Source organism: Duganella paludis (assembly GCF_054461335.1).
Genome location: NZ_CM136922.1, coordinates 3,902,924 through 3,923,181 on the forward strand (window position 1 = coordinate 3,902,924; position 20,258 = coordinate 3,923,181).

The 20,258-nt window shown below is 61.1% G+C and carries 12 protein-coding genes, 2 tRNA genes, 3 rRNA genes and 1 riboswitch; of the genes, 7 read left to right on the forward strand and 10 right to left on the reverse strand.

Annotated elements, in window-relative coordinates; translation table 11 throughout:
• Window positions 1-2: 2 nt before the first annotated feature.
• From ACXZ1M_RS17240 to cobT, 5 genes are all read right to left on the reverse strand, one after another.
• Complete coding sequence (locus ACXZ1M_RS17240; protein WP_459048884.1) at window positions 3-1,025, reverse strand: FecCD family ABC transporter permease; 1,023 nt, start codon at window positions 1,023-1,025, stop codon at window positions 3-5.
• A gap of 57 nt (window positions 1,026-1,082) precedes the next feature.
• Window positions 1,083-2,942 carry a TonB-dependent receptor domain-containing protein gene (locus ACXZ1M_RS17245; protein ID WP_459048885.1) on the reverse strand — a complete coding sequence of 620 codons (1,860 nt, stop codon included), beginning with the start codon at window positions 2,940-2,942 and terminating at the stop codon, window positions 1,083-1,085.
• Window positions 2,943-3,012: 70 nt separating this feature from the next.
• Window positions 3,013-3,233, reverse strand: a riboswitch (cobalamin riboswitch).
• 4 nt (window positions 3,234-3,237) lie between these two features.
• Window positions 3,238-3,753 carry a histidine phosphatase family protein gene (locus ACXZ1M_RS17250; RefSeq protein WP_459054034.1) on the reverse strand — a complete coding sequence of 172 codons (516 nt, stop codon included), beginning with the start codon at window positions 3,751-3,753 and terminating at the stop codon, window positions 3,238-3,240.
• 8 nt (window positions 3,754-3,761) lie between these two features.
• Window positions 3,762-4,529, reverse strand: a complete 768-nt coding sequence (locus tag ACXZ1M_RS17255; protein WP_459054035.1) for an adenosylcobinamide-GDP ribazoletransferase — start codon at window positions 4,527-4,529, stop codon at window positions 3,762-3,764.
• Window positions 4,529-5,554, reverse strand: coding sequence for a nicotinate-nucleotide--dimethylbenzimidazole phosphoribosyltransferase (gene cobT, locus ACXZ1M_RS17260; RefSeq protein WP_459048886.1), 1,026 nt, complete (start codon window positions 5,552-5,554; stop codon window positions 4,529-4,531). The genes ACXZ1M_RS17255 and cobT overlap by 1 nt, the downstream gene beginning before the upstream one ends.
• 346 nt (window positions 5,555-5,900) lie before the next feature.
• On the opposite strand from cobT, the gene ACXZ1M_RS17265 reads away from it, so the two are divergent.
• From ACXZ1M_RS17265 to ACXZ1M_RS17290, 6 genes are all read left to right on the forward strand, one after another.
• Window positions 5,901-7,429, forward strand: a 16S ribosomal RNA gene (locus ACXZ1M_RS17265).
• Window positions 7,430-7,509: 80 nt separating this feature from the next.
• Window positions 7,510-7,586: transfer RNA gene (locus ACXZ1M_RS17270), tRNA-Ile, on the forward strand.
• Between the two features lie 13 nt (window positions 7,587-7,599).
• Window positions 7,600-7,675: transfer RNA gene (locus ACXZ1M_RS17275), tRNA-Ala, on the forward strand.
• Between the two features lie 179 nt (window positions 7,676-7,854).
• Window positions 7,855-10,727: ribosomal RNA gene (locus ACXZ1M_RS17280) — 23S ribosomal RNA — on the forward strand.
• 115 nt (window positions 10,728-10,842) lie between these two features.
• Window positions 10,843-10,955 (forward strand): 5S ribosomal RNA (rrf, locus tag ACXZ1M_RS17285).
• The 16S, 23S and 5S rRNA genes sit together here with 2 tRNA genes alongside, the layout of an rRNA operon.
• A 94-nt stretch (window positions 10,956-11,049) precedes the next feature.
• Window positions 11,050-14,913: a two-component regulator propeller domain-containing protein gene (locus tag ACXZ1M_RS17290; RefSeq protein ID WP_459048887.1), complete on the forward strand. Its 3,864-nt coding sequence runs from the start codon at window positions 11,050-11,052 to the stop codon at window positions 14,911-14,913.
• A gap of 24 nt (window positions 14,914-14,937) precedes the next feature.
• On the opposite strand, the gene ACXZ1M_RS17295 is transcribed toward ACXZ1M_RS17290, so the two are convergent.
• The 4 genes from ACXZ1M_RS17295 to ACXZ1M_RS17310 form a co-directional block, all read right to left on the reverse strand.
• Entirely contained in the window at window positions 14,938-15,279 is a 342-nt protein-coding gene (locus ACXZ1M_RS17295; protein ID WP_459048888.1) for a DUF1840 domain-containing protein, read from the reverse strand.
• A gap of 141 nt (window positions 15,280-15,420) precedes the next feature.
• Entirely contained in the window at window positions 15,421-15,927 is a 507-nt protein-coding gene (locus tag ACXZ1M_RS17300) for a hypothetical protein (RefSeq protein ID WP_459048889.1), read from the reverse strand.
• A complete protein-coding gene (locus ACXZ1M_RS17305; protein WP_459048890.1) occupies window positions 15,924-17,633 on the reverse strand; it encodes a M1 family metallopeptidase in 1,710 nt (569 codons plus the stop codon). The genes ACXZ1M_RS17300 and ACXZ1M_RS17305 overlap by 4 nt, the downstream gene beginning before the upstream one ends.
• 84 nt (window positions 17,634-17,717) lie before the next feature.
• The gene (locus ACXZ1M_RS17310; protein ID WP_459048891.1) at window positions 17,718-19,226 is read right to left on the reverse strand and encodes a YifB family Mg chelatase-like AAA ATPase; all 1,509 of its coding nucleotides are present in this window, start codon (window positions 19,224-19,226) and stop codon (window positions 17,718-17,720) included.
• Window positions 19,227-19,486: 260 nt separating this feature from the next.
• Between ACXZ1M_RS17310 and ACXZ1M_RS17315 the strand changes: the two genes are divergently transcribed.
• Window positions 19,487-19,951, forward strand: coding sequence for a hypothetical protein (locus ACXZ1M_RS17315; protein WP_459048892.1), 465 nt, complete (start codon window positions 19,487-19,489; stop codon window positions 19,949-19,951).
• 5 nt (window positions 19,952-19,956) lie between these two features.
• On the opposite strand, the gene ACXZ1M_RS17320 is transcribed toward ACXZ1M_RS17315, so the two are convergent.
• Window positions 19,957-20,196, reverse strand: a complete 240-nt coding sequence (locus tag ACXZ1M_RS17320) for an accessory factor UbiK family protein (RefSeq protein WP_459048893.1) — start codon at window positions 20,194-20,196, stop codon at window positions 19,957-19,959.
• Window positions 20,197-20,258 lie beyond the last annotated feature (62 nt).

Here is a 20,258-nt window from a genome sequence, read left to right on the forward strand (position 1 = left end):
CGTCATTTGCGCAGGCGGTGCAGTTGATACAGGAAGACAGGCGCGCCGATCAGCGCGGTCACCACGCCCACCGGCAGCTGTTGCGGCGCGATGGCGGTGCGGGCCAGCGTGTCGGCCAGCAGCAGGAAGGTGCCGCCGGCCAGTGTGGCGGCCGGAATCAGGATGCGGTGGTCGGGACCGACCGCGAAGCGGCAGGCATGCGGCACGATCAGGCCAACGAAGCCGATGCTGCCGGCGCTGGTGACGGCGCTGGCGGTCAGCAGGCCGGAGACGAAGAACAGGCCCTTGCGCAGCGCGCCGACGCGGATGCCCAGCGTGGCGGCGGCTTCCGCGTGCAGCGCCATCACGTTCATGGCGCGGGCGCTGCGCAGCGCGAAGGCCAGCGCGGCGAACAGCACGATCCACGGCAGCCAGCGCACCTGGGTGCCGGACAGGTCGCCGATCATCCAGAACACCATGCTGCGCAGGCGGCTCTCGGGGGCGATGGACAGCATCAGCGTCACCAGCGCCATGCAGGCGGAGGACAGGATGGCGCCGGTCAGCAGCAACAGCGAGGTGCCGCCTTCGGCCGCCGTGCCTCCGCGCAGGTCGCGCCGGGCCAGCACATACAACATCATGGAGACGGCGACCGCGCCGCCGAAAGCGGCGGCATCGACCATCCAGGCGGCGCACATGAACAGCAGCGCGGCCAGCGCGCCGACGGAGGCGCCGGCCGACAGGCCAAGCACATAAGGATCGGCCAGGGGATTGCGCAACAGCGCCTGCATCATCACGCCGGCCAGCGACAGCGCGGCGCCGGTGACGAAGGCGGAGACCGCGCGGCTGACACGCAAGTCAAGCAGGGTGGCGGCCAGCGTCGAGGCCTGGCCGTGCAGCAGCTCGTTGAGCGCCGGAGGAATATCGGAAAGAGGAATGGCGACCGAACCGGTCATGCCCGAGAAAACCAGGCTGGCAAACGCGAACAGCAGCAGGCCGGCCAGGGTGATGGCGGCGCGTTGTCGCAGATTGCGGGAGAAAGAATGCATGCACTGCTTTCAAAAAAACTGCCGGGGACGGAAGCTAGTCCCCGGCAGGTTACACCATTATTTGTAGCCGTAACGGATGCCGGCAAACACGTTCGAGCCAGGCGTCGCATAGTTGCGGGCCAGGTCGTACTGCTTGTCGGCGATGTTGTTCCAGCGGACCAGCGCCGACCAGTCGGAGCTGATGGCGTAGGTCGCGTACAGGTTCACCAGGCCATAGCCGCCCAGGCGGTTCTTGTTGGCCGCATCGTCGAAGCGGTCGCCGGAGAAGGTCAGTTCCGCACCCAGCTTGAACGAGCGGATGCTGTAGTCCGCCGTCACGTTGCCGTGCTTTTTGGAGCGGCGCGCGAGACGCTTGTTGGCAGTTTCGTCCTGCGGGTCTTGCAGGTCGATGCTGGCGGTCAGGTTAACGCCGGCCAGTTTGGTGGCGCCGGCGATGGTCACGCCTTCCAGCAGCGCCTTGCTGACGTTGTACGCGCAGCCGAAGGAGTAGCCGGGGTATGGGCATGGCGTGGTGTTGACCAGCAGGTCGGTCAGCTTGTTGTGATAGTAGCTGGCGCTGAGGGCATTGACACCGTCATCCCAGCGCACGCCGATCTCCGCGTTCTTGCCCACTTCCGGTTTGTTGGCCGCGTTGCCGTAGCCTGGGTAGTACAACTCGTTGTAGGTCGGCGCGCGGAAGCTGGTGCCGTAGCTGGCGGTAGCGCGCAGCTGCGAGGTGAAGTCATAGCCCAGGCCTACCGAGCCGGTGGTCTTACCGCCGTAGACCGATTTGTCGCGACGCACGGCGGCGTTCAACAGGCTGGCGCCACGGCGGGCATTATACGAAGCAGCCCAGGAATTGGTGGTGCGGGTAGGGTCATCCAGCTTGAAGCCGTTGGTGTCCACTTCTTCTTCGCGGTGGTCGTACAGCACCTGTAGCACATCTTCGCCGATGCGCACGTCGTTCTGCAGGGTGATGTCGGTCTGTTTGGAGTCGATGCGCGAGTAGCTGGAGGCGCTGCTCCAGTTTTGGCTGTTGTCCTTGCTCTGCGAGTACTGCAGCAGGGTGTCGACGCCTTGCACGAACCTGGCCTTGCCGTAGACGGCTGCGGTCTGCAGCTTGTTGGTGCTGCGGACATCGAACGCCGATGCGCCGCCGTCGTACTGCGAATCGAGTTTGCTATACAAGAACAGGGCGCCGGCTTCGTAGCCTGGCGCCAGTTGCAGGCTGAATTGGCCGGAGGCGTTGTCCTTGTCGTAGCCGTCGCGGTCGGCGTTGTACGAAGCGCTGCCTGGGCGGGTGGCCGAGAAGCCGTCCGATTTTTCCTTGCCGGCGCTGACGGCGTAGCTGAAGCTGTGCTCACCGCCGGTGGCGCCGGACACGGTGGCATCGGCTTCGCGCGTTTTGTCGCTGCCGTAGCCGACGAAGGCGCTGACCGACGGTGCGCCTTTACCTTTTTTGGTGAAGATCTGGATCACGCCGCCGATGGCGTCGGCGCCGTACAGGGAGCTCAGTGGGCCGTAGACGATTTCGATATGGTCGATGGCGGTCAGCGGAATGGCGCTCCAGCTGGCCGCGCCGGTGGTCGAGGAGCCGATACGGGCGCCGTCGACCAGCACCAGGGTCTGGTTGCTGTTGGAGCCGCGCAGGTAGACGCTGGACGAGGTGCCGGCGCCGCCGTTGCGGGCGATCTCGATGCCGCGCTGGCGCTGCAGCAGGTCGACGATGGAGACGGCGCCGGATTCCGAAATCTGTTCGGCGGCGATGGTGACGGTGTCGCTGATGACGTTGGCCAGCGGCTGCGGTGTGCGGGTGGCGGTGACGACCACGGTGTCGGCTGGCGCAGCAGCAGGTGCGGATTCGGCATACGCATAGCAGGATGCCATGGCGAGCGCCAGCGACGTCATTGCCGCAGGACGGGAGATACGGAGGGTCATGATAGTTTTTCTGTTAGTAGCAACCGGCCGACGTCCCCGTAGGCCAATTGTGAACAGAAGCGGGGCGTACCCGCTTCCACCTGATTTGGCCGGTATCCGGGCTTACAAGTGGAACCGCCTAACCTTCCCATGCCCAGGCACAGTGGTTGTCAGAGGCGATTTGTCGCGCTTCGCTGCGACACTTGCTTACCGTTGCGGGGGCAGCACACGTTGGCCGGCGAGCGGCTTCGTGTTTCCCGTTTAACTACGCGCCTGGACAGGCGCGCGAGCACCAAAACCCGCACATTATACGGGTTTAAAGGGTCAAGGTGGAGCCGTAGGGGATTTGATGGGCGGTTTGCGCGGCCTGCAGAGCCATGTCGGCGGGCGTCAGTCCGGCGTGGCGGGCGGCCAGCAGACGCATGGCGCCGGCGTGGCAGATGATGATGGCGTCGCCGTCCAACTGCTGGTAGAAGGCGCTGATGCGTTCGGCCATCTGCAGCACGTTCTCGCCGTTGCCGGGACGGTAGTGGACCATGTCGGCGGCCCAGGCATCAATGGCGGCGCGGGAGATGGCGTCCCACGGCTGCATCTCCCAGTCGCCGAAGTGCATCTCGGCCAGGCGCGCGTCGTAGCGGGGCGAGGGCGAAATGCGTGCCGCCAGTTCGGCGCAGCGGCGCAATGGGCTGGAATAGACGGGTAGGCCGGCGGGCAGGCGCAGCGCGGCCAAGGTCTGTTCCAGCTGGTCGGGCGCCACCGCCAGGTCGGTGCTGCCGTAGCAGATGCCCGGCGCGACCAGGGGCTGCGGATGGCGGACCAGTATCAGCTTCATCATCGGCCTCAGTACGTCAGGCTGGCCAGCGCGCACAGGTAGAACATGACTTCGGCCACCTGCTGCACGGCGCCCAGGCAATCGCCGGTATAGCCGCCGATGCGGCGCACGCATTTGCGCGCCAGCCAGAAGGTGGCGATGACGGCGGCCGGCACGCCGGCAAGCAGCGCGGCGGGCGGCAGCCAATTCAGCGCAAGCACCAGCGGCACGGGCAGGGCGGCGCAAATGGCGGCGAGCAGGAACTCGGTGCCGCTCATCTTGTGCGCCAGCGGCTTGGCCTTGCCTTCGGCGCGCGCGTAGTCGAGGCGCCAGATCAGCGAAGTAGCCATCAGGCGCGATAGTGGATGCGCCACCAGCAGCGCGCCGATGGCGGCCAGCGGCGGCAGCATCGCCAGCGCGGTCAGCTTCAGCGCCAGCATGCAGATGGTGCCGATCGCACCGTAAGCACCGATGCGTGAATCCTTCATGATCTCCAGCACGCGCTCCGGCGTCATGCCGCCGCCGAAGCCGTCGCACATGTCGGCAAAGCCGTCTTCATGAAACGCGCCGGTGGCGTAGATGCCGATGGCGGTGGAGATGATGGCGGCGACCGGCGGCGGCAGCACTTGCACCGCCAGCGCGTAGGCGGCGGCGGTGATCAGCGCCACCACCACGCCCACCAGCGGGAAGTAGCGCGACGCCTGGTTCAGCCACGCCGGATCAAAGCCCACCCAGCCGGGTATCGGCAGGCGGGTGAAGAACTGCAGCGCGGTGAAGAACAGGCGGAGCTGATGCATCATTCCGACTTTTCGCTGACCTGCGCCGATTCGAAGGTCGCCATCTGGTTCAGGAAGTTGACGGCCGCATGCAGCAGCGGCAGCGCCAGCGCGCAGCCGGTGCCTTCGCCCAGGCGCAGGCCGAGATTCAGCAGCGGCGTCGCGCCCAGTGCGGGCAGCATTTGCTGGTGGCCGCTTTCATTGGAGCAGTGGGCGAACACGCAGTAGTCGAGAATGGCGGGCTGCATGCGCGCCGCCACCAGCAGGGCGCTGGTGACGATGAAGCCGTCGATCAGCAAGACTTTGCGCAGTTCGGCGGCTTTCAGCATGGCGCCGGCCATCATGGCGATTTCCAGGCCGCCGAAGGTGGCCAGCACGTCCAACGGCTCGGTGGCGTCAGCGTGTTTGGCGACGGCCGCCTCGATCACGCGCTGCTTGTGGAGCACGCCTTCTGCCGACAAGCCGGTGCCGGCGCCTACGCATTGCGCCACCGGAATGCCGGTGAGCTTGTGCATCAGCGCGGCGGCGGCGGTGGTATTGCCGATGCCCATTTCGCCGAAGCCGACGACATTGCCTTCCAGCTCGGCGGCCAGCGCCATGCCGGCGGCCAGGGCGGTCTGGCACAGATCGTGGCTCATGGCCGGTTCCTGTGAGAAGTTGCGGGTGCCGTGGGCCAGCTTGCGGTCGGTCAGGCCGTCGCGCGGGCCGAAGTCGTGATTGACGCCGGCGTCGATGACGCGCAGCGCGCAGTTGTTCTGCGCCGCGAACACATTGATGGCGGCGCCGCCGGCGAGGAAGTTTTCCACCATCTGCCAGGTCACGTCCTGCGGATAGGCGGAGACGCCTTCGGCGACGATGCCATGGTCGGCGGCGAACACTAATATAGAAGGTTGACGCAGCGCGATGTCGCGGGTGTTCTGGATCAGGCCGATCTGGCGGGCCAGCGTCTCCAGCACGCCCAGGCTGCCCAGCGGCTTGGTCTTGTTATTAATAGCGCGGTCGAGTTCGGCGGCCAGCGCAGCGTTATGAGTAGGGGAGATGGACATGGGCAGTGTGGTGAATCGAAGAATTTAATATTCTACCCTTGCCAGACGCGGCGGCCCTTGTTATGATTCTGTCCCTCGCAAGACAACACATGTAAGTGTGAAGTTAGCGAGAAAAAGAAGAGCTTGACGAGATGTGCGAAACGCCTCATAATCTTGCCTCTTCGCTGAAGAACAAAACGCTTCTCAGCATGCAGTACAGATCTTTAAAAATTTACAGTCGATAAATGTGGGCGTTTGATGCTGCAACAAAAAGCATTAAATGCTCAACAAAGAAATATTCAGTAGAAATACTGTCAGTATTTTGAGTGAGCGAACCATGGCCAGAAATGGTCATAAAACAGAGATTAAACTAAAGAGTTTGATCCTGGCTCAGATTGAACGCTGGCGGCATGCCTTACACATGCAAGTCGAACGGCAGCACGGGGCAACCTGGTGGCGAGTGGCGAACGGGTGAGTAATATATCGGAACGTACCCAAGAGTGGGGGATAACGTAGCGAAAGTTACGCTAATACCGCATACGATCCAAGGATGAAAGCAGGGGACCGCAAGGCCTTGTGCTCCTGGAGCGGCCGATATCTGATTAGCTAGTTGGTAGGGTAAAAGCCTACCAAGGCATCGATCAGTAGCTGGTCTGAGAGGACGACCAGCCACACTGGAACTGAGACACGGTCCAGACTCCTACGGGAGGCAGCAGTGGGGAATTTTGGACAATGGGCGCAAGCCTGATCCAGCAATGCCGCGTGAGTGAAGAAGGCCTTCGGGTTGTAAAGCTCTTTTGTCAGGGAAGAAAAGGTTACGAATAATACTCGTGGCTCATGACGGTACCTGAAGAATAAGCACCGGCTAACTACGTGCCAGCAGCCGCGGTAATACGTAGGGTGCAAGCGTTAATCGGAATTACTGGGCGTAAAGCGTGCGCAGGCGGTTTTGTAAGTCTGTTGTGAAATCCCCGGGCTCAACCTGGGAATGGCAATGGAGACTGCAAGGCTAGAGTTTGGCAGAGGGGGGTAGAATTCCACGTGTAGCAGTGAAATGCGTAGATATGTGGAGGAACACCGATGGCGAAGGCAGCCCCCTGGGTCAAAACTGACGCTCATGCACGAAAGCGTGGGGAGCAAACAGGATTAGATACCCTGGTAGTCCACGCCCTAAACGATGTCTACTAGTTGTCGGGTCTTAATTGACTTGGTAACGCAGCTAACGCGTGAAGTAGACCGCCTGGGGAGTACGGTCGCAAGATTAAAACTCAAAGGAATTGACGGGGACCCGCACAAGCGGTGGATGATGTGGATTAATTCGATGCAACGCGAAAAACCTTACCTACCCTTGACATGGATGGAATTCCGGAGAGATTTGGAAGTGCCCGAAAGGGAACCATTACACAGGTGCTGCATGGCTGTCGTCAGCTCGTGTCGTGAGATGTTGGGTTAAGTCCCGCAACGAGCGCAACCCTTGTCATTAGTTGCTACGAAAGAGCACTCTAATGAGACTGCCGGTGACAAACCGGAGGAAGGTGGGGATGACGTCAAGTCCTCATGGCCCTTATGGGTAGGGCTTCACACGTCATACAATGGTACATACAGAGGGCCGCCAACCCGCGAGGGGGAGCTAATCCCAGAAAGTGTATCGTAGTCCGGATTGTAGTCTGCAACTCGACTGCATGAAGTTGGAATCGCTAGTAATCGCGGATCAGCATGTCGCGGTGAATACGTTCCCGGGTCTTGTACACACCGCCCGTCACACCATGGGAGCGGGTTTTACCAGAAGTAGGTAGCTTAACCGCAAGGAGGGCGCTTACCACGGTAGGATTCGTGACTGGGGTGAAGTCGTAACAAGGTAGCCGTATCGGAAGGTGCGGCTGGATCACCTCCTTTCTAGAGTTTGCAGGGTTCTTCGGAACCACTTTCAAGCGCTCACACTTATCGACTGTAATGAATAGAGAACAGCAAATATTGGGGCTGTAGCTCAGCTGGTTAGAGCACCGTGTTGATAACGCGGGGGTCGTTGGTTCGAGTCCAACCAGCCCTACCAGTTGCACCATATTGGGGGATTAGCTCAGCTGGGAGAGCACCTGCTTTGCAAGCAGGGGGTCGTCGGTTCGATCCCGTCATCCTCCACCAATACCTGCTTTTACGTAAGCCAGCCTAGTGCTCGGGTTTAGGTAAAAGTAGTATCGTTCTTTAACAATCTGGAAGAAGTAAAGTTTTATTAAGCGTGTATCGACAGATACATGCTTGGGTAGTAAAACTCATCATCACAAAGTAGTAAATGCTTAGACTTATAGCCGTCAAGGTTATAGGGACAAGTGAATAAGTGCACATGGTGGATGCCTTGGCGATTACAGGCGATGAAGGACGTAGTAGCTTGCGATAAGCTGCGGGGAGCTAGCAAACAAGCTTTGATCCGCAGATTTCCGAATGGGGAAACCCGGCCTTTTAGGTCATCGTACACTGAATACATAGGTGTACGAAGCGAACGCGGCGAACTGAAACATCTAAGTAGCTGCAGGAAAAGAAATCAACCGAGATTCCCAAAGTAGTGGCGAGCGAAATGGGAAGAGCCTGCACGTGATAGTCGGACTGATAATGGAATGCTCTGGAAATGGCAGCCATAGCGGGTGATAGCCCCGTACATGAAATCAGACCGGTGGTACTAAGCGTGCGACAAGTAGGGCGGGACACGAGAAATCCTGTCTGAATATGGGGGGACCATCCTCCAAGGCTAAATACTCGTAATCGACCGATAGTGAACCAGTACCGTGAGGGAAAGGCGAAAAGAACCCCGGGAGGGGAGTGAAATAGATCCTGAAACCGTGTGCATACAAACAGTAGGAGCCTCCTTGTGGGGTGACTGCGTACCTTTTGTATAATGGGTCAGCGACTTACATTCAGTGGCAAGGTTAACCGAATAGGGAAGCCGTAGAGAAATCGAGTCCGAACAGGGCGATAGTCGCTGGGTGTAGACCCGAAACCAAGTGATCTACTCATGGCCAGGATGAAGGTGCGGTAACACGCACTGGAGGTCCGAACCCACTAATGTTGAAAAATTAGGGGATGAGCTGTGGGTAGGGGTGAAAGGCTAAACAAACTTGGAAATAGCTGGTTCTCTCCGAAAACTATTTAGGTAGTGCCTCAAGTATCACCATCGGGGGTAGAGCACTGTTATGGCTAGGGGGTCATCGCGACTTACCAAACCATTGCAAACTCCGAATACCGATGAGTGCGAGCTTGGGAGACAGACGTCGGGTGCTAACGTCCGGCGTCAAGAGGGAAACAACCCAGACCGCCAGCTAAGGTCCCAAAGATTGGCTAAGTGGAAAACGAAGTGGGAAGGCTAAAACAGTCAGGATGTTGGCTTAGAAGCAGCCATCATTTAAAGAAAGCGTAATAGCTCACTGATCGAGTCGTCCTGCGCGGAAGATGTAACGGGGCTAAGCCAGTCACCGAAGCTGCGGATATCCGTAAGGATATGGTAGGAGAGCGTTCTGTAAGCCTGCGAAGGTGTCTTGTAAAGGATGCTGGAGGTATCAGAAGTGCGAATGCTGACATGAGTAGCGATAATGGGGGTGAAAAGCCCCCACGCCGTAAGCCCAAGGTTTCCTGTTCAACGTTCATCGGAGCAGGGTGAGTCGGCCCCTAAGGCGAGGCAGAGATGCGTAGCTGATGGGAAGCAGGTTAATATTCCTGCACCGTCGTATGATGCGATGGGGGGACGGATCGCGGAAGGTTGTCTGACTGTTGGAATAGTCAGTTTCTGCTTCATAGAAGGCGCTTAGGCAAATCCGGGCGCGTAATTCAAGGGAGTGGGACGAGTGCACTTGTGCACGTAGCAATCGGAAGTGGTTCCAAGAAAAGCCTCTAAGCTTCAGTCATACGAGACCGTACCGCAAACCGACACAGGTGGGCGAGATGAGTATTCTAAGGCGCTTGAGAGAACTCGGGAGAAGGAACTCGGCAAATTGGTACCGTAACTTCGGGAAAAGGTACGCCTCGGTAGCTTGGTCACTTTACTGTGATAGGGCGAAAAGGTTGCAATAAAATGGTGGCTGCGACTGTTTAATAAAAACACAGCACTCTGCAAACACGAAAGTGGACGTATAGGGTGTGACGCCTGCCCGGTGCTGGAAGATTAAATGATGGGGTGCAAGCTCTTGATTGAAGTCCCAGTAAACGGCGGCCGTAACTATAACGGTCCTAAGGTAGCGAAATTCCTTGTCGGGTAAGTTCCGACCTGCACGAATGGCGTAACGATGGCCACACTGTCTCCTCCCGAGACTCAGCGAAGTTGAAATGTTTGTGATGATGCAATCTACCCGCGGCTAGACGGAAAGACCCCATGAACCTTTACTGTAGCTTTGCATTGGACTTTGAACCAATCTGTGTAGGATAGGTGGGAGGCTTTGAAGCGTGGACGCCAGTCTGCGTGGAGCCAACCTTGAAATACCACCCTGGTTTGTTTGAGGTTCTAACCTTGGTCCGTTATCCGGATCGGGGACAGTGCATGGTAGGCAGTTTGACTGGGGCGGTCTCCTCCTAAAGTGTAACGGAGGAGTTCGAAGGTACGCTAATTACGGTCGGACATCGTGATGATAGTGCAATGGCATAAGCGTGCTTAACTGCGAGACCGACAAGTCGAGCAGGTACGAAAGTAGGACATAGTGATCCGGTGGTTCTGTATGGAAGGGCCATCGCTCAACGGATAAAAGGTACTCTGGGGATAACAGGCTGATTCCTCCCAAGAGTTCATATCGACGGGGGAGTTTGGCACCTCGATGTCGGCTCATCACATCCTGGGGCTGTAGCCGGTCCCAAGGGTATGGCTGTTCGCCATTTAAAGTGGTACGTGAGCTGGGTTTAAAACGTCGTGAGACAGTTTGGTCCCTATCTGCCGTGGGCGTTGGAAATTTGAAGGGGGCTGCTCCTAGTACGAGAGGACCGGAGTGGACGAACCTCTGGTGTACCGGTTGTCACGCCAGTGGCATTGCCGGGTAGCTAAGTTCGGAAGAGATAACCGCTGAAAGCATCTAAGCGGGAAACTTGCCTTGAGATGAGATTTCCCAGAGCCTTGAGCTCTTTGAAGGGTCGTTCGAGACCAGGACGTTGATAGGTCAGGTGTGGAAGTGCAGTAATGCATTAAGCTAACTGATACTAATTGCCCGTACGGCTTGTCCCTATAACCTTGACGGTTATACGCATTTACTCTGATGATGAGTGTGCTACCCCAACCAAAACTTTACTTCTCCCAGATTCGCTGTGGCGCCGTCGGCGCCACAGCATACAAGTCAAAGCTTGATGACCATAGTAAGTCGGTCCCACCCCTTCCCATCCCGAACAGGACCGTGAAACGACTCTACGCCGATGATAGTGCTGCAACCAGTGTGAAAGTAGGTTATCGTCAAGCTAGTTATTAGAAAAAGCCCCTTCCAGGAGAAATCCGGTTGGGGCTTTTTTGCTTTTGTGCATTAAAATGGCTTGCATATCGGAGATGCGACCTTATGCGTGTTGTTCTTGTTTGTGCTCTGCTGTTGATGGCGTTGTGCTCACCGGCACAGGCGGCGCCGCTGTCGTTGCGCTTTGAGCGCCTTGGTGTGGAACAGGGACTGACGCAGGAGTCGGTCGCCAGCGTCATCCAGGACAAACACGGCTATATGTGGCTCGGCACCCAGGCCGGCCTGAACCGCTACGACGGTTATCGCGTCACCACCTTCAAGAACGATCCCGCCAGCCCCCTCAGCCTGCAAGATAATTATGTGCAGGCTTTGTACGAGGATGACGCCGGCCGGCTGTGGGTCGGCAACAAGGGCGGGCTTGATCGCTACGATCCGGTGAGCCAGGGTTTTGCCCATGTGCTGTCCAAGATTTCCGTGCTGGCCATCGTCGGCGACGGCAAGCAGGGCTTGTGGTTGGCCACCAGCGAAGGCTTGCAGCATCTGGATACCGCCAGCGGCCGTGTGCAGATCCTGCGTCACACCGATGCCGACGCCAACAGCCTCAACGACGATCACGTCAACGCGCTCGCGCTCGACAAGCACGGTAATCTTTGGCTGGGCACGGGGCGCGGGCTGGAGTTGCTGCCTGCCGGCGGCAAGGAGTTCCGTCATTTCGGCAACCAGAATCGCCGGCTGGAAAATCACATCATGGCGCTGTCGATCGGCGAGGATGGCGTGCTGTGGAGCGGCGCCATACGCGGTCTGCAGGCGTGGCGCTTGAATGGCCTGTCGGCCGAGCCGATGGCGGTTGCCGTGCCGGCCGAACTGGCCGGGCTGCGCGTGAACAAGCTATTGCATGACCGCGATGGCACGCTGTGGCTGGGCACGTTTACGGATGGCCTGCGGCGGCGCGATCCGGTCAGCGGGCGCTTTTACCACTATGAACGCGATACGCTGAACCGCTATGGCATCAGCGACAACCAGATCACCGCGCTGTACCAGGACCGTACCGGCACGCTGTGGATCGGCAACTGGTACGCGGGCGTCGATCGCGTCGACCTGAACAGCGGTGGTTTCGAGCGTTACACCGAGCGCGCCGGCGTGCTGCCGAGCATCGGCAGCAGCAAGGTGCGGGCGATTGCCGGCGCACCCGGCGGCAAGATCTGGCTGGGCACCGGCACCGGCCTGGCGCTGCTCGATCCGGCGCAGGGCAAGGTCGAGTTCGAGTCCAACGAAGAGCCGCATCCCGGTTCGCTGCCGGCCGACCAGCTGATGGCGCTGGCGCCGGATCTGCAAGGCCGCCTGTGGGTGGGCACCATCAGCGGCTTGTCGTGGCGCGATCCGGCGAGCGGGCGCTATACGCCGATGTGGCTGGGCGACGAGCCGGCGGCGCGCTCGGTGCAGCGCATGATGGTGGGACGCGACGGCACGATCTGGGTCGGGACGCGCCAGGGCCTGCATCGCATCGATCCGCACACGCTGGCCATGCAGACCTACCGCGTCGATACGGCCGATCCCGAGCGCCTGGCCGGCCGCGTCTACGCGCTGCTGGAAGACCGGCGCGGCAATCTGTGGGCCGGCACTGAGAACGGCCTGGATCGTTTCGATCCGGCCACCGGCAAGTTCCAGCATTACCGTCACGATCCCCAGCAGTCCGATAGCCTGAGCCACAACCGCGTGCACTATCTGTATCAGGATGAGCAGGAGCGCATCTGGATCGGCACGGCGGCCGGCCTGTGCATGGCGACCATGGGCAAGGATGGCAAGCTGCATTTCCGCTTTTATCCGCCGGCCAACGGTCGTTCGCCGGATCCCGTCGGAGCGATCCTGGGCGATGAGCAGGGGCGCTTGTGGATCAGCAGCACGGCCGGCGTTTCGCTGTTCAATCCGGCCAACGGCAGCTTCAAGAACTACACTTCCAAGGATGGCCTGATCGATGGTTCCTACTTCATCGGCTCGGGCTACCGCGCGCAGGACGGCACGTTGTACTTCGGCGGCCTGGAGGGCGTGACGGCGTTCAAGCCGGCCGCCATCCATGACAATCCGTATGCGCCGCCGGTGTCGATCACCGATTTTTCCATTTTCAACCAATCGATTCTGGACGGCGCGGCGCGGCCGGATGTGTTGGCGCAAGGGCCGGTCGATCAGGCCAAGGCGCTGGCGCTGTCGTATCGCGATGCGGTGTTTTCGTTCGAGTTCGCCGGCATGCATTACGCCGATCCGCAGCGCAACCGCTATGCCTACCAGCTGGAGGGCTTCGATCCGAGCTGGGTGACGGCCGATGCCGGCAAGCGCTTCGCCACCTACACCAATCTCGATCCGGGCCGTTATGTGTTCCGCGTGAAGGCGGCCAACAAGGACGGCGTGTGGAGCAGCGAGCCGGTGTCGCTGGAGCTGACGATTGCGCCGCCGGTGTGGAAGACGTGGTGGTTCCGCCTGTTGATGGTGGCGCTGGTGGTGGGCGGCGCCTATCTGCTGTTCCGCATCCGCGTGCGCTTGCTGATGCGCCAGAAGCAGGAGCTGGAGCAGGAAGTCGGCACCCGCACGCGCGAGCTGGTGCAGCAGAAGGAATCGATCGAGCGCGAGAAGGAAAACGTCGAGGCGGCCCATCGGAATATTTCGCTGCTGTCCGACATCGGGCGGCGCATCACGGCCAACCTCGACAGCGAGGCCATCATGTCCTTGCTGTACCAGCAGGTGCATGCGCTGATGGACGCCAGCGTGTTCGGCATCGGCATCTACCGCGCCGAGCAGGAGCTGATCGAGTACCCGTTCGCGATGGAGCGCGGCAAGCGCTATACGCCGTACACGCGCAGCATGCGCGAGCCGAACCAGCTGGCCGTGTGGTGTATCAACCATGCGCAGGAAGTGTTCATCAACGATCTGGAGCAGGAGTATCACCGCTACATCGCCAGCCTGGACCTGGTGTCCGGCGCCGAGGACATGGGCACGCTGGAGGATGGCACGCTGCCGACCGAGCCGCGTTCGCTGATCTATGTGCCGATCTCGGTGAGCGGCCAGGTGCGCGGCGTGATCACCGTGCACAGTTACCGCGCCAACGCCTATCACCGCATCGACCTCGACATGCTGACCACGCTGGCGTCGTACGTGGCGGTGGCGTTCGCCAATGCCGATTCGTATCGCCAGTTGCAGGACACCCAGCAGCAACTGGTGGAGCGCGAGAAGCTGGCGGCGCTGGGATCGCTGGTGGCCGGCGTCGCGCATGAATTGAATACGCCGATCGGCAACAGCCTGGTGATCGCCAGCACGCTGGAGGACAAGACCACCGAGATCGAAGGCCTGAACAAGGCCAGCACCTTGCGCCGCTCGGATCTGCAGAGCTTTATCGATGCCGCGCGCGAGGCGTCGACCTTGCTGATGCGCAGCCTGCGCAACGCGGCGGAGCTGGTGAACAGCTTCAAGCAGGTGGCGGTGGACCAGGCCAGCGCCAAGCGGCGCCGCTTCAATCTGTCGCAGGCCAGCCAGGAAATCGTGATGACGATGAAGAACCAGGTGCGCAAGGCCGGGCATCAGATCGTGGTGGAGATGCCGGACGATATCGAGATGGATAGCTTCCCCGGGCCGTATAGCCAGGTCATCATCAATCTAATCAACAACGCGTTGCTGCATGCGTTTGAAGACCGCACCGGCGGCGAGATCCGCATGTGGGCGGTGCTGCTGGGATCGGAGCGGGTGCGCATCGTGTTCCAGGATGACGGCAAGGGCATCCAGATCGAACATCAGGCGCGCATCTTCGATCCCTTCTTCACCACCAAGCTGGGGCAGGGCGGCAATGGCCTGGGCTTGAGCATCACCTACAATATCGTGACGTCACTGCTGGACGGCAGCATACGTGTCGATAGCGCGGTCGGCGTCGGCACGCGCTTCACCATCGACTTGCCGTTGAAGGCCTCGCTGGCCGGCGACTAGCGCCGGCGCGCGATCAGCTTCCCCTCAGACGCCCCACATGATGGGCTGGTTTTCGGCTTTGGCGGTGCGCAGCATTTCCAGCAGCGGGAAGGCGCGCGCTGAGAAGTCGACGCGCTGGGCTTCGGCGTGCTCCTTGGTTTCGCCTTCTTCCTGTTCGTGCGCGTGGATGTCGTGCTCGATGGTGGCTTCCGGATGCAGCTTGCTCTCGGCGACTTCGTTCTCCAGGATGGACAACGCTTGCGCCGCTTCGGTGGCGGTGATGACGCCACGGGTGGGATTTTTGTGCAGCAGGTCCAGGATGCGCTGTGCGTGCTCCTGATACATCAGGACTTCAGGGCTGGATTTGGATTTGAAGGCGATTAACATAAGCGTTCTTTCTTGGTTTTATTGATGAATGGTCTGTTTCTAAAACTCTATGCCTATGCCATGCACTTTACAAGCCTCTGGACAGCCTGTCTGAGCGGTGACGCACACCAATTAAGTCGCGCCTAAGCGTCGCCAGCGTTTTTAATTCAATTTAAAGGAAGTCAGGAAGGTGTCGACCGGTTCGGCACTGATTTCCTGTGCCGGGCCGACCACCACCACCTGGTAGACGCGCTTGTCCTTGGCGAGGAAGCGGCCCACCATGCGCATGGCCTGACCGTTGCCGCCGCCGCTGCCGCTGGCGTCGACTTCCTGGGCGCCGTTGGGCAGCGTTTTGATGCTGTTGATGGTGGCGTTGATGTTTTTCACCATCGCGGTTTTCATGGCTTCGACGGCGGCCGGGGCCTGCGCGGCGTCGGCCAGCTGCACGCTGCCGACGGCGAACACCACGCCGTCGATGTCGGCGGCGCTCATGGTCATGTTCACGTCCAGCTGGTCGAGCTTGATGCTGCGCGTCTGCGTGTCCGGCTTGCCGGGGAACAGGACGGCGTAGGGCGCGTCGCTGCTGCGGAAGTCGCGCCAGTCGTATTTGGGGCTGCAGGCGGACAGGCTCAGTGCCAGCAGGATAGCCGGCGGTAGTTTGCGCATCATTTCTTGGCCTTCTTTTTCTGGTCTTCGATGGCTTTCCATTCATCGATGTGGTGTTGCTGGCGCAGCACGCGCGATTGCGGATCGATGGTGACCGTGGCGTTCGGCGGCAGCGGCAGTTCGCCGTGGCCGTCGCCCATGGCCAGGCGCTCGGTGCGGCCGTTGATGCGCACCTCGACCGGCATGGGGAAGGCGCCGCCGTCCTTCAGTTGCCAGCGCAGCGTGAGTTTGTCGGCGCTGCGCTCGGCCACCAGCTCCGGCAGGGCGGCGTGGTACAGGTAGGCGTCGAAGAACCAGTTCAGGTCGCGGCCGCTGGCTTCGTTGGCGAACTGGATGAATTCCTTGGTGCTGCCCCAGCGCGGCTGGAAGTTGCCCGGCGCCGGCGTGGCGGTGCCGTAAACCATGCGGCGCGTGGCGGTGAAGAAGGCGTCGTCGCCGATCAGCTCGCGCAAGGTGTGCAGGATCAGCGCGCCCTTGACGTAGATGTCCAGCGCGGGGCCGCCGCGCTCGGCTTCGTAGACGTCCTGGATGCGCATGCTCTTGCCGCTGACCACCGGCGCCTTGTTGCTCAGCTGCTTGCGGAAATCGAACAGCAGCCACTGGAATTCCATTTCGCCGCGCAGCGCTTCCATGTACAGCGGCTGCATGTAGGAGCCGAAGCCCTCGTGCAGCCACATGTCGTCCCAGTCGGCGTTGGTGAGCTGGTTGCCGAACCATTCGTGCGACAGCTCGTGGTGCAGCAGCCAGTCGTAGCCGAGGGCGGCCTTGACATAGCCGTTGCCGTAGGCGTTGATGGTCTGGTGCTCCATGCCGAGGTGCGGGGTTTCGACCACGCCCATTTTTTCGTCGCCGAACGGATAGGGGCCGATGCGGCTCTCGAAGAAATCGAGCATGGGTTTGAATTCGCTGAACAGGCCTTGCGCGTCCTTGTCGTGGCCTTTCAGGTACCACAGGCGCAGGGGGATGGTGTTGCCGTAGCGGCTGGCGTAGTCGGCCGACAGCATTTCATAGGGGCCGATGTTGAGGGCGACGCCGTAGGTGCTGGGATGTTTGGCGCGCCAGTGGTAGGTGCGCCAGCCGTCCTTTTCTTCCATGCCGGTGGCGACGCCGTTGCCGGCCACCACCAGCGGCGCCGGCACCGTGATGTGCAGGTCGATCAGCTGCGGCTTGCCTGTGGGATGGTCGATGCAGGGCCAGAACAGGTCGCAGCCTTCGCCTTCGACGGTGGTGGCGATCCAGGGCTGGCCGTCGGCGGTCTGGCTCCAGGTGAAGCCGCCGTCCCATGGGGCGCGCTTGGCGATGGTCGGCTGGCCGTGGTACTGGATGCGCACGGTGGTGCGGGCGCCGGCCTGCAGCGGCGTTGGCAGCGTCAGGTAGAGGCGGCCTTCCGGGTTGCTGATGGCCGAGGGGGCGAGCGCGACGCCGTCCACGCTGGCGCCGTCGACCGGCAGGTTGCGGTCCAGTTCGACGGCGATGCGGGTCAGCGGCTCTTTCAGCAGGAAGATGAGGGCGGCGTCGCCGCGGATGCTTTTGGTGGCCGGATCGACGCGCAGCGCGAGGTCGACTTTTTCAAACGTCACGGCCAGTTGCTCGGGCGCGCGCGGGGCGCCGGAGTTGATGGTGAAATCGGTGGGCGCAGGCGGTGTCGAAGCACAGCCGGCCAGCGCAATGGCGGCTGCGGCGGCGAGGTGGAGGGGCAAGCGGGTCATGGTGGTCCTGGCGTCTATAACTCAAAGCAATATATCAGCAAGCGCACCGGACTTGGTATGTTGATGACTTTATATTGGTGCAGTTTATTCGGCGAGCGCGCGGCGGTACTGGATCGCTTCCTTGATGTGCGGCAGCGCGATGCTGGTGGCGCCGGCCAGGTCGGCGATGGTGCGGGCCACGCGCAGGATGCGGTGGTAGGCGCGGCCCGACCATTTGAACTGTTCCATGCTGTGTTTGAGCTTGGCCTTGCTCGGCCGGTCGAGCTTGCAGTGGTGGTCGATTTCGCGCGGGGTCAGGTATTGGTTGCGCTTGCCCTGGCGTAGGAGTTGCCGGTTGGCCGCCGCTTGCACGCGGGCGGCGATCACGGCGGACGGCTCGCCGTCGGCCCCGGCGGCCAGGATGTCGGGATGCATCGAGCCGACTTCCATCTGAATGTCGATCCGGTCCAGCAGCGGGCCGGAGATGCGGTTGACGTAGCGCAGCCGCACGTCCGGCGAGCAGCGGCAGCCGACGCTCTGGTGGCCGAAGTAGCCGCAAGGGCAGGGGTTCATGGCGGCGATCAATTGGAAGTGCGCGGGAAAGTCGGCTTGGCGCGCCGCGCGCGAGATGGTGATGCGGCCCGACTCCATCGGCTCGCGCAGCACGTCGAGCACGCGCCGGTCGAACTCCGGCAATTCATCCAGGAACAGCACGCCGCGATGGGCCAGGGAAATCTCGCCGGGACGCGGCACGCTGCCGCCGCCGACCAGCGCGGCGCCGGAGGAGGTGTGGTGCGGCGCGCGGAACGGCCGCTGCTTCCAGTGCTCGATGCGGAAACTGCCGGTCAGCGACTGCACGGCCGCCGCTTCCAGCGCCTCTTCATCGCTCATTTCCGGCAGCAGGCCGGCAAAGCGCGAGGCCAGCATGGTCTTGCCCGAGCCGGGCGGGCCGACCAGCAGGATCGAATGGGTGCCGGCCGCCGCCACCTCCAGCGCGCGCTTGACCATCACCTGTCCCTTGACGTCGGCGAAGTCTGGATACTCGGGGGCTGCAGCCAGCGGCGCCGCTTCGTGGCGCGACAGCATGGTCTCGACCGACTTGCCGGAGAAGTGGTGGCACACCTGCAGCAGCGAGTGGGCCGGGTAGATGGCGGCGCTGGAGACCAGCGCCGCTTCGTCGGCATTGGCCAGCGGCAGGATGAAGGCCAGGCAGCCGCCGTCGCGCCGCGTCGCCAGCGACATCGCCAGCGCGCCGCGTATCGGCCGCAGTTCGCCGGACAGGGACAGCTCGCCGGCAAACTCGTATTGATGCAGGCGGCGCGAGGGGATTTGTTTTGAGGCGGCCAGGATGCCGAGCGCGATCGGCAGGTCGAAGCGGCCGGACTCCTTGGGCAGGTCGGCCGGCGCCAGGTTGACGGTGATGCGTTGGGCGGGGAATTCGAAGCCGCCGTTCTGGATGGCGGCGCGCACGCGGTCCTTGGCTTCCTTCACTTCCGTATCGGCCAGGCCGACGATGGTGAAGGCCGGCAAGCCGTTCGCCAAGTGCACTTCGACGCTGACTTCCTGCGCCTCCATGCCGGCCAGGGCGCGGCTTTTGAGTACGGCGAGTGACATGGCTGGACAAAGGAACAGATGGAGGAGGGACCAGTCGCCAGCGTAGCCCCTGTGCGGCCGCGCCCCTTTGCGGCAGGTCAAACGCGGCGTATGAATTCCCGCATCTTGATTGGCGTAGGGGGTAGCGGTGCTCCTTCAGAGTAAATGCCTCGTTTTGTCTCGTTTTGCCTCGCAAAAAGCCTCGTTTTATAAGGCGTGTCTCGAACTTCCCTCTGAGGCAGCGGTCTAAATGTAACAAACGAGGCATTCGGGGAGGCAAAATGAGTACAAACGAGGCATTTGCCGTGGAGGTGCACCCAAGGGTATATATGGAACTGTGCGATGCGCTATGGACGCAGCGCGACTTGCGCGCGCCGGGCGATATTGCCACCATCGCCATCAAGGAATGGCTGGCCCGCAATACTGGCCGACCAGTCGAACGTGGCTATCAATGGAAACAGCTATTCTTGCCGCACGGCACCCGCCTGCGCATCACCCACGCGCGCGTTTGCCGCTACGCCCAGGTGGAAGGCGACCTGCTGATCGCCGAAGGGAAAATCGTCACGCCGCGAGGCTGGGCCAACGAGGTTTGCGGCGGCGTGCGCAACGCCTGGCGTGATGTCTGGATCAAGCGCCACTATACCGAACTGTGGATGCGCGCCAGTGACTGGCGTACTGGCGACCAGGCTAATCCGCGCCGTCCGGCGCTGGAACGCAGGCAGCGTGCCCGCCGCCGCCTCGACTGATTTGCTTATTGGTTAATCTTGCCTTCCAGCTCGGCCAGGCGGGTTTCCAGCGCTTCCAGCTTGGCGCGGGTCTTGGCCAGAACCTGGGTCTGGATGTCGAATTCCTCGCGCGTCACCAGGTCCAGTTTGGCGAAACCCTGCGTCATCATGGACTTGACGTTCTTCTCAATGTCCTTTGCTGGTGAGTTTTCGATGGCTTGGCTGATCTTGTTTTGCAAATCGTTGAAAAAATTGTTCTTATCCATAATATTCCTTGATCTGGTTAGTCCATCATTGCACCATTACGGTGCGAGTCGGCGTTAATCTG

Excerpts from the sequence above, each read along its gene's own strand:
- ACXZ1M_RS17240 (WP_459048884.1), bottom strand. The coding sequence starts at position 1,025 with ATGCATTCTTTCTCCCGCAATCTGCGACAACGCGCCGCCATCACCCTG.
- ACXZ1M_RS17245 (WP_459048885.1), bottom strand. The coding sequence starts at position 2,942 with ATGACCCTCCGTATCTCCCGTCCTGCGGCAATGACGTCGCTGGCGCTC.
- ACXZ1M_RS17250 (WP_459054034.1), bottom strand. The coding sequence starts at position 3,753 with ATGAAGCTGATACTGGTCCGCCATCCGCAGCCCCTGGTCGCGCCGGGC.
- ACXZ1M_RS17255 (WP_459054035.1), bottom strand. The coding sequence starts at position 4,529 with ATGCATCAGCTCCGCCTGTTCTTCACCGCGCTGCAGTTCTTCACCCGC.
- cobT (WP_459048886.1), bottom strand. The coding sequence starts at position 5,554 with ATGTCCATCTCCCCTACTCATAACGCTGCGCTGGCCGCCGAACTCGAC.
- ACXZ1M_RS17290 (WP_459048887.1), top strand. The coding sequence starts at position 11,050 with ATGCGTGTTGTTCTTGTTTGTGCTCTGCTGTTGATGGCGTTGTGCTCA.
- ACXZ1M_RS17295 (WP_459048888.1), bottom strand. The coding sequence starts at position 15,279 with ATGTTAATCGCCTTCAAATCCAAATCCAGCCCTGAAGTCCTGATGTAT.
- ACXZ1M_RS17300 (WP_459048889.1), bottom strand. The coding sequence starts at position 15,927 with ATGATGCGCAAACTACCGCCGGCTATCCTGCTGGCACTGAGCCTGTCC.
- ACXZ1M_RS17305 (WP_459048890.1), bottom strand. The coding sequence starts at position 17,633 with ATGACCCGCTTGCCCCTCCACCTCGCCGCCGCAGCCGCCATTGCGCTG.
- ACXZ1M_RS17310 (WP_459048891.1), bottom strand. The coding sequence starts at position 19,226 with ATGTCACTCGCCGTACTCAAAAGCCGCGCCCTGGCCGGCATGGAGGCG.
- ACXZ1M_RS17315 (WP_459048892.1), top strand. The coding sequence starts at position 19,487 with ATGAGTACAAACGAGGCATTTGCCGTGGAGGTGCACCCAAGGGTATAT.
- ACXZ1M_RS17320 (WP_459048893.1), bottom strand. The coding sequence starts at position 20,196 with ATGGATAAGAACAATTTTTTCAACGATTTGCAAAACAAGATCAGCCAA.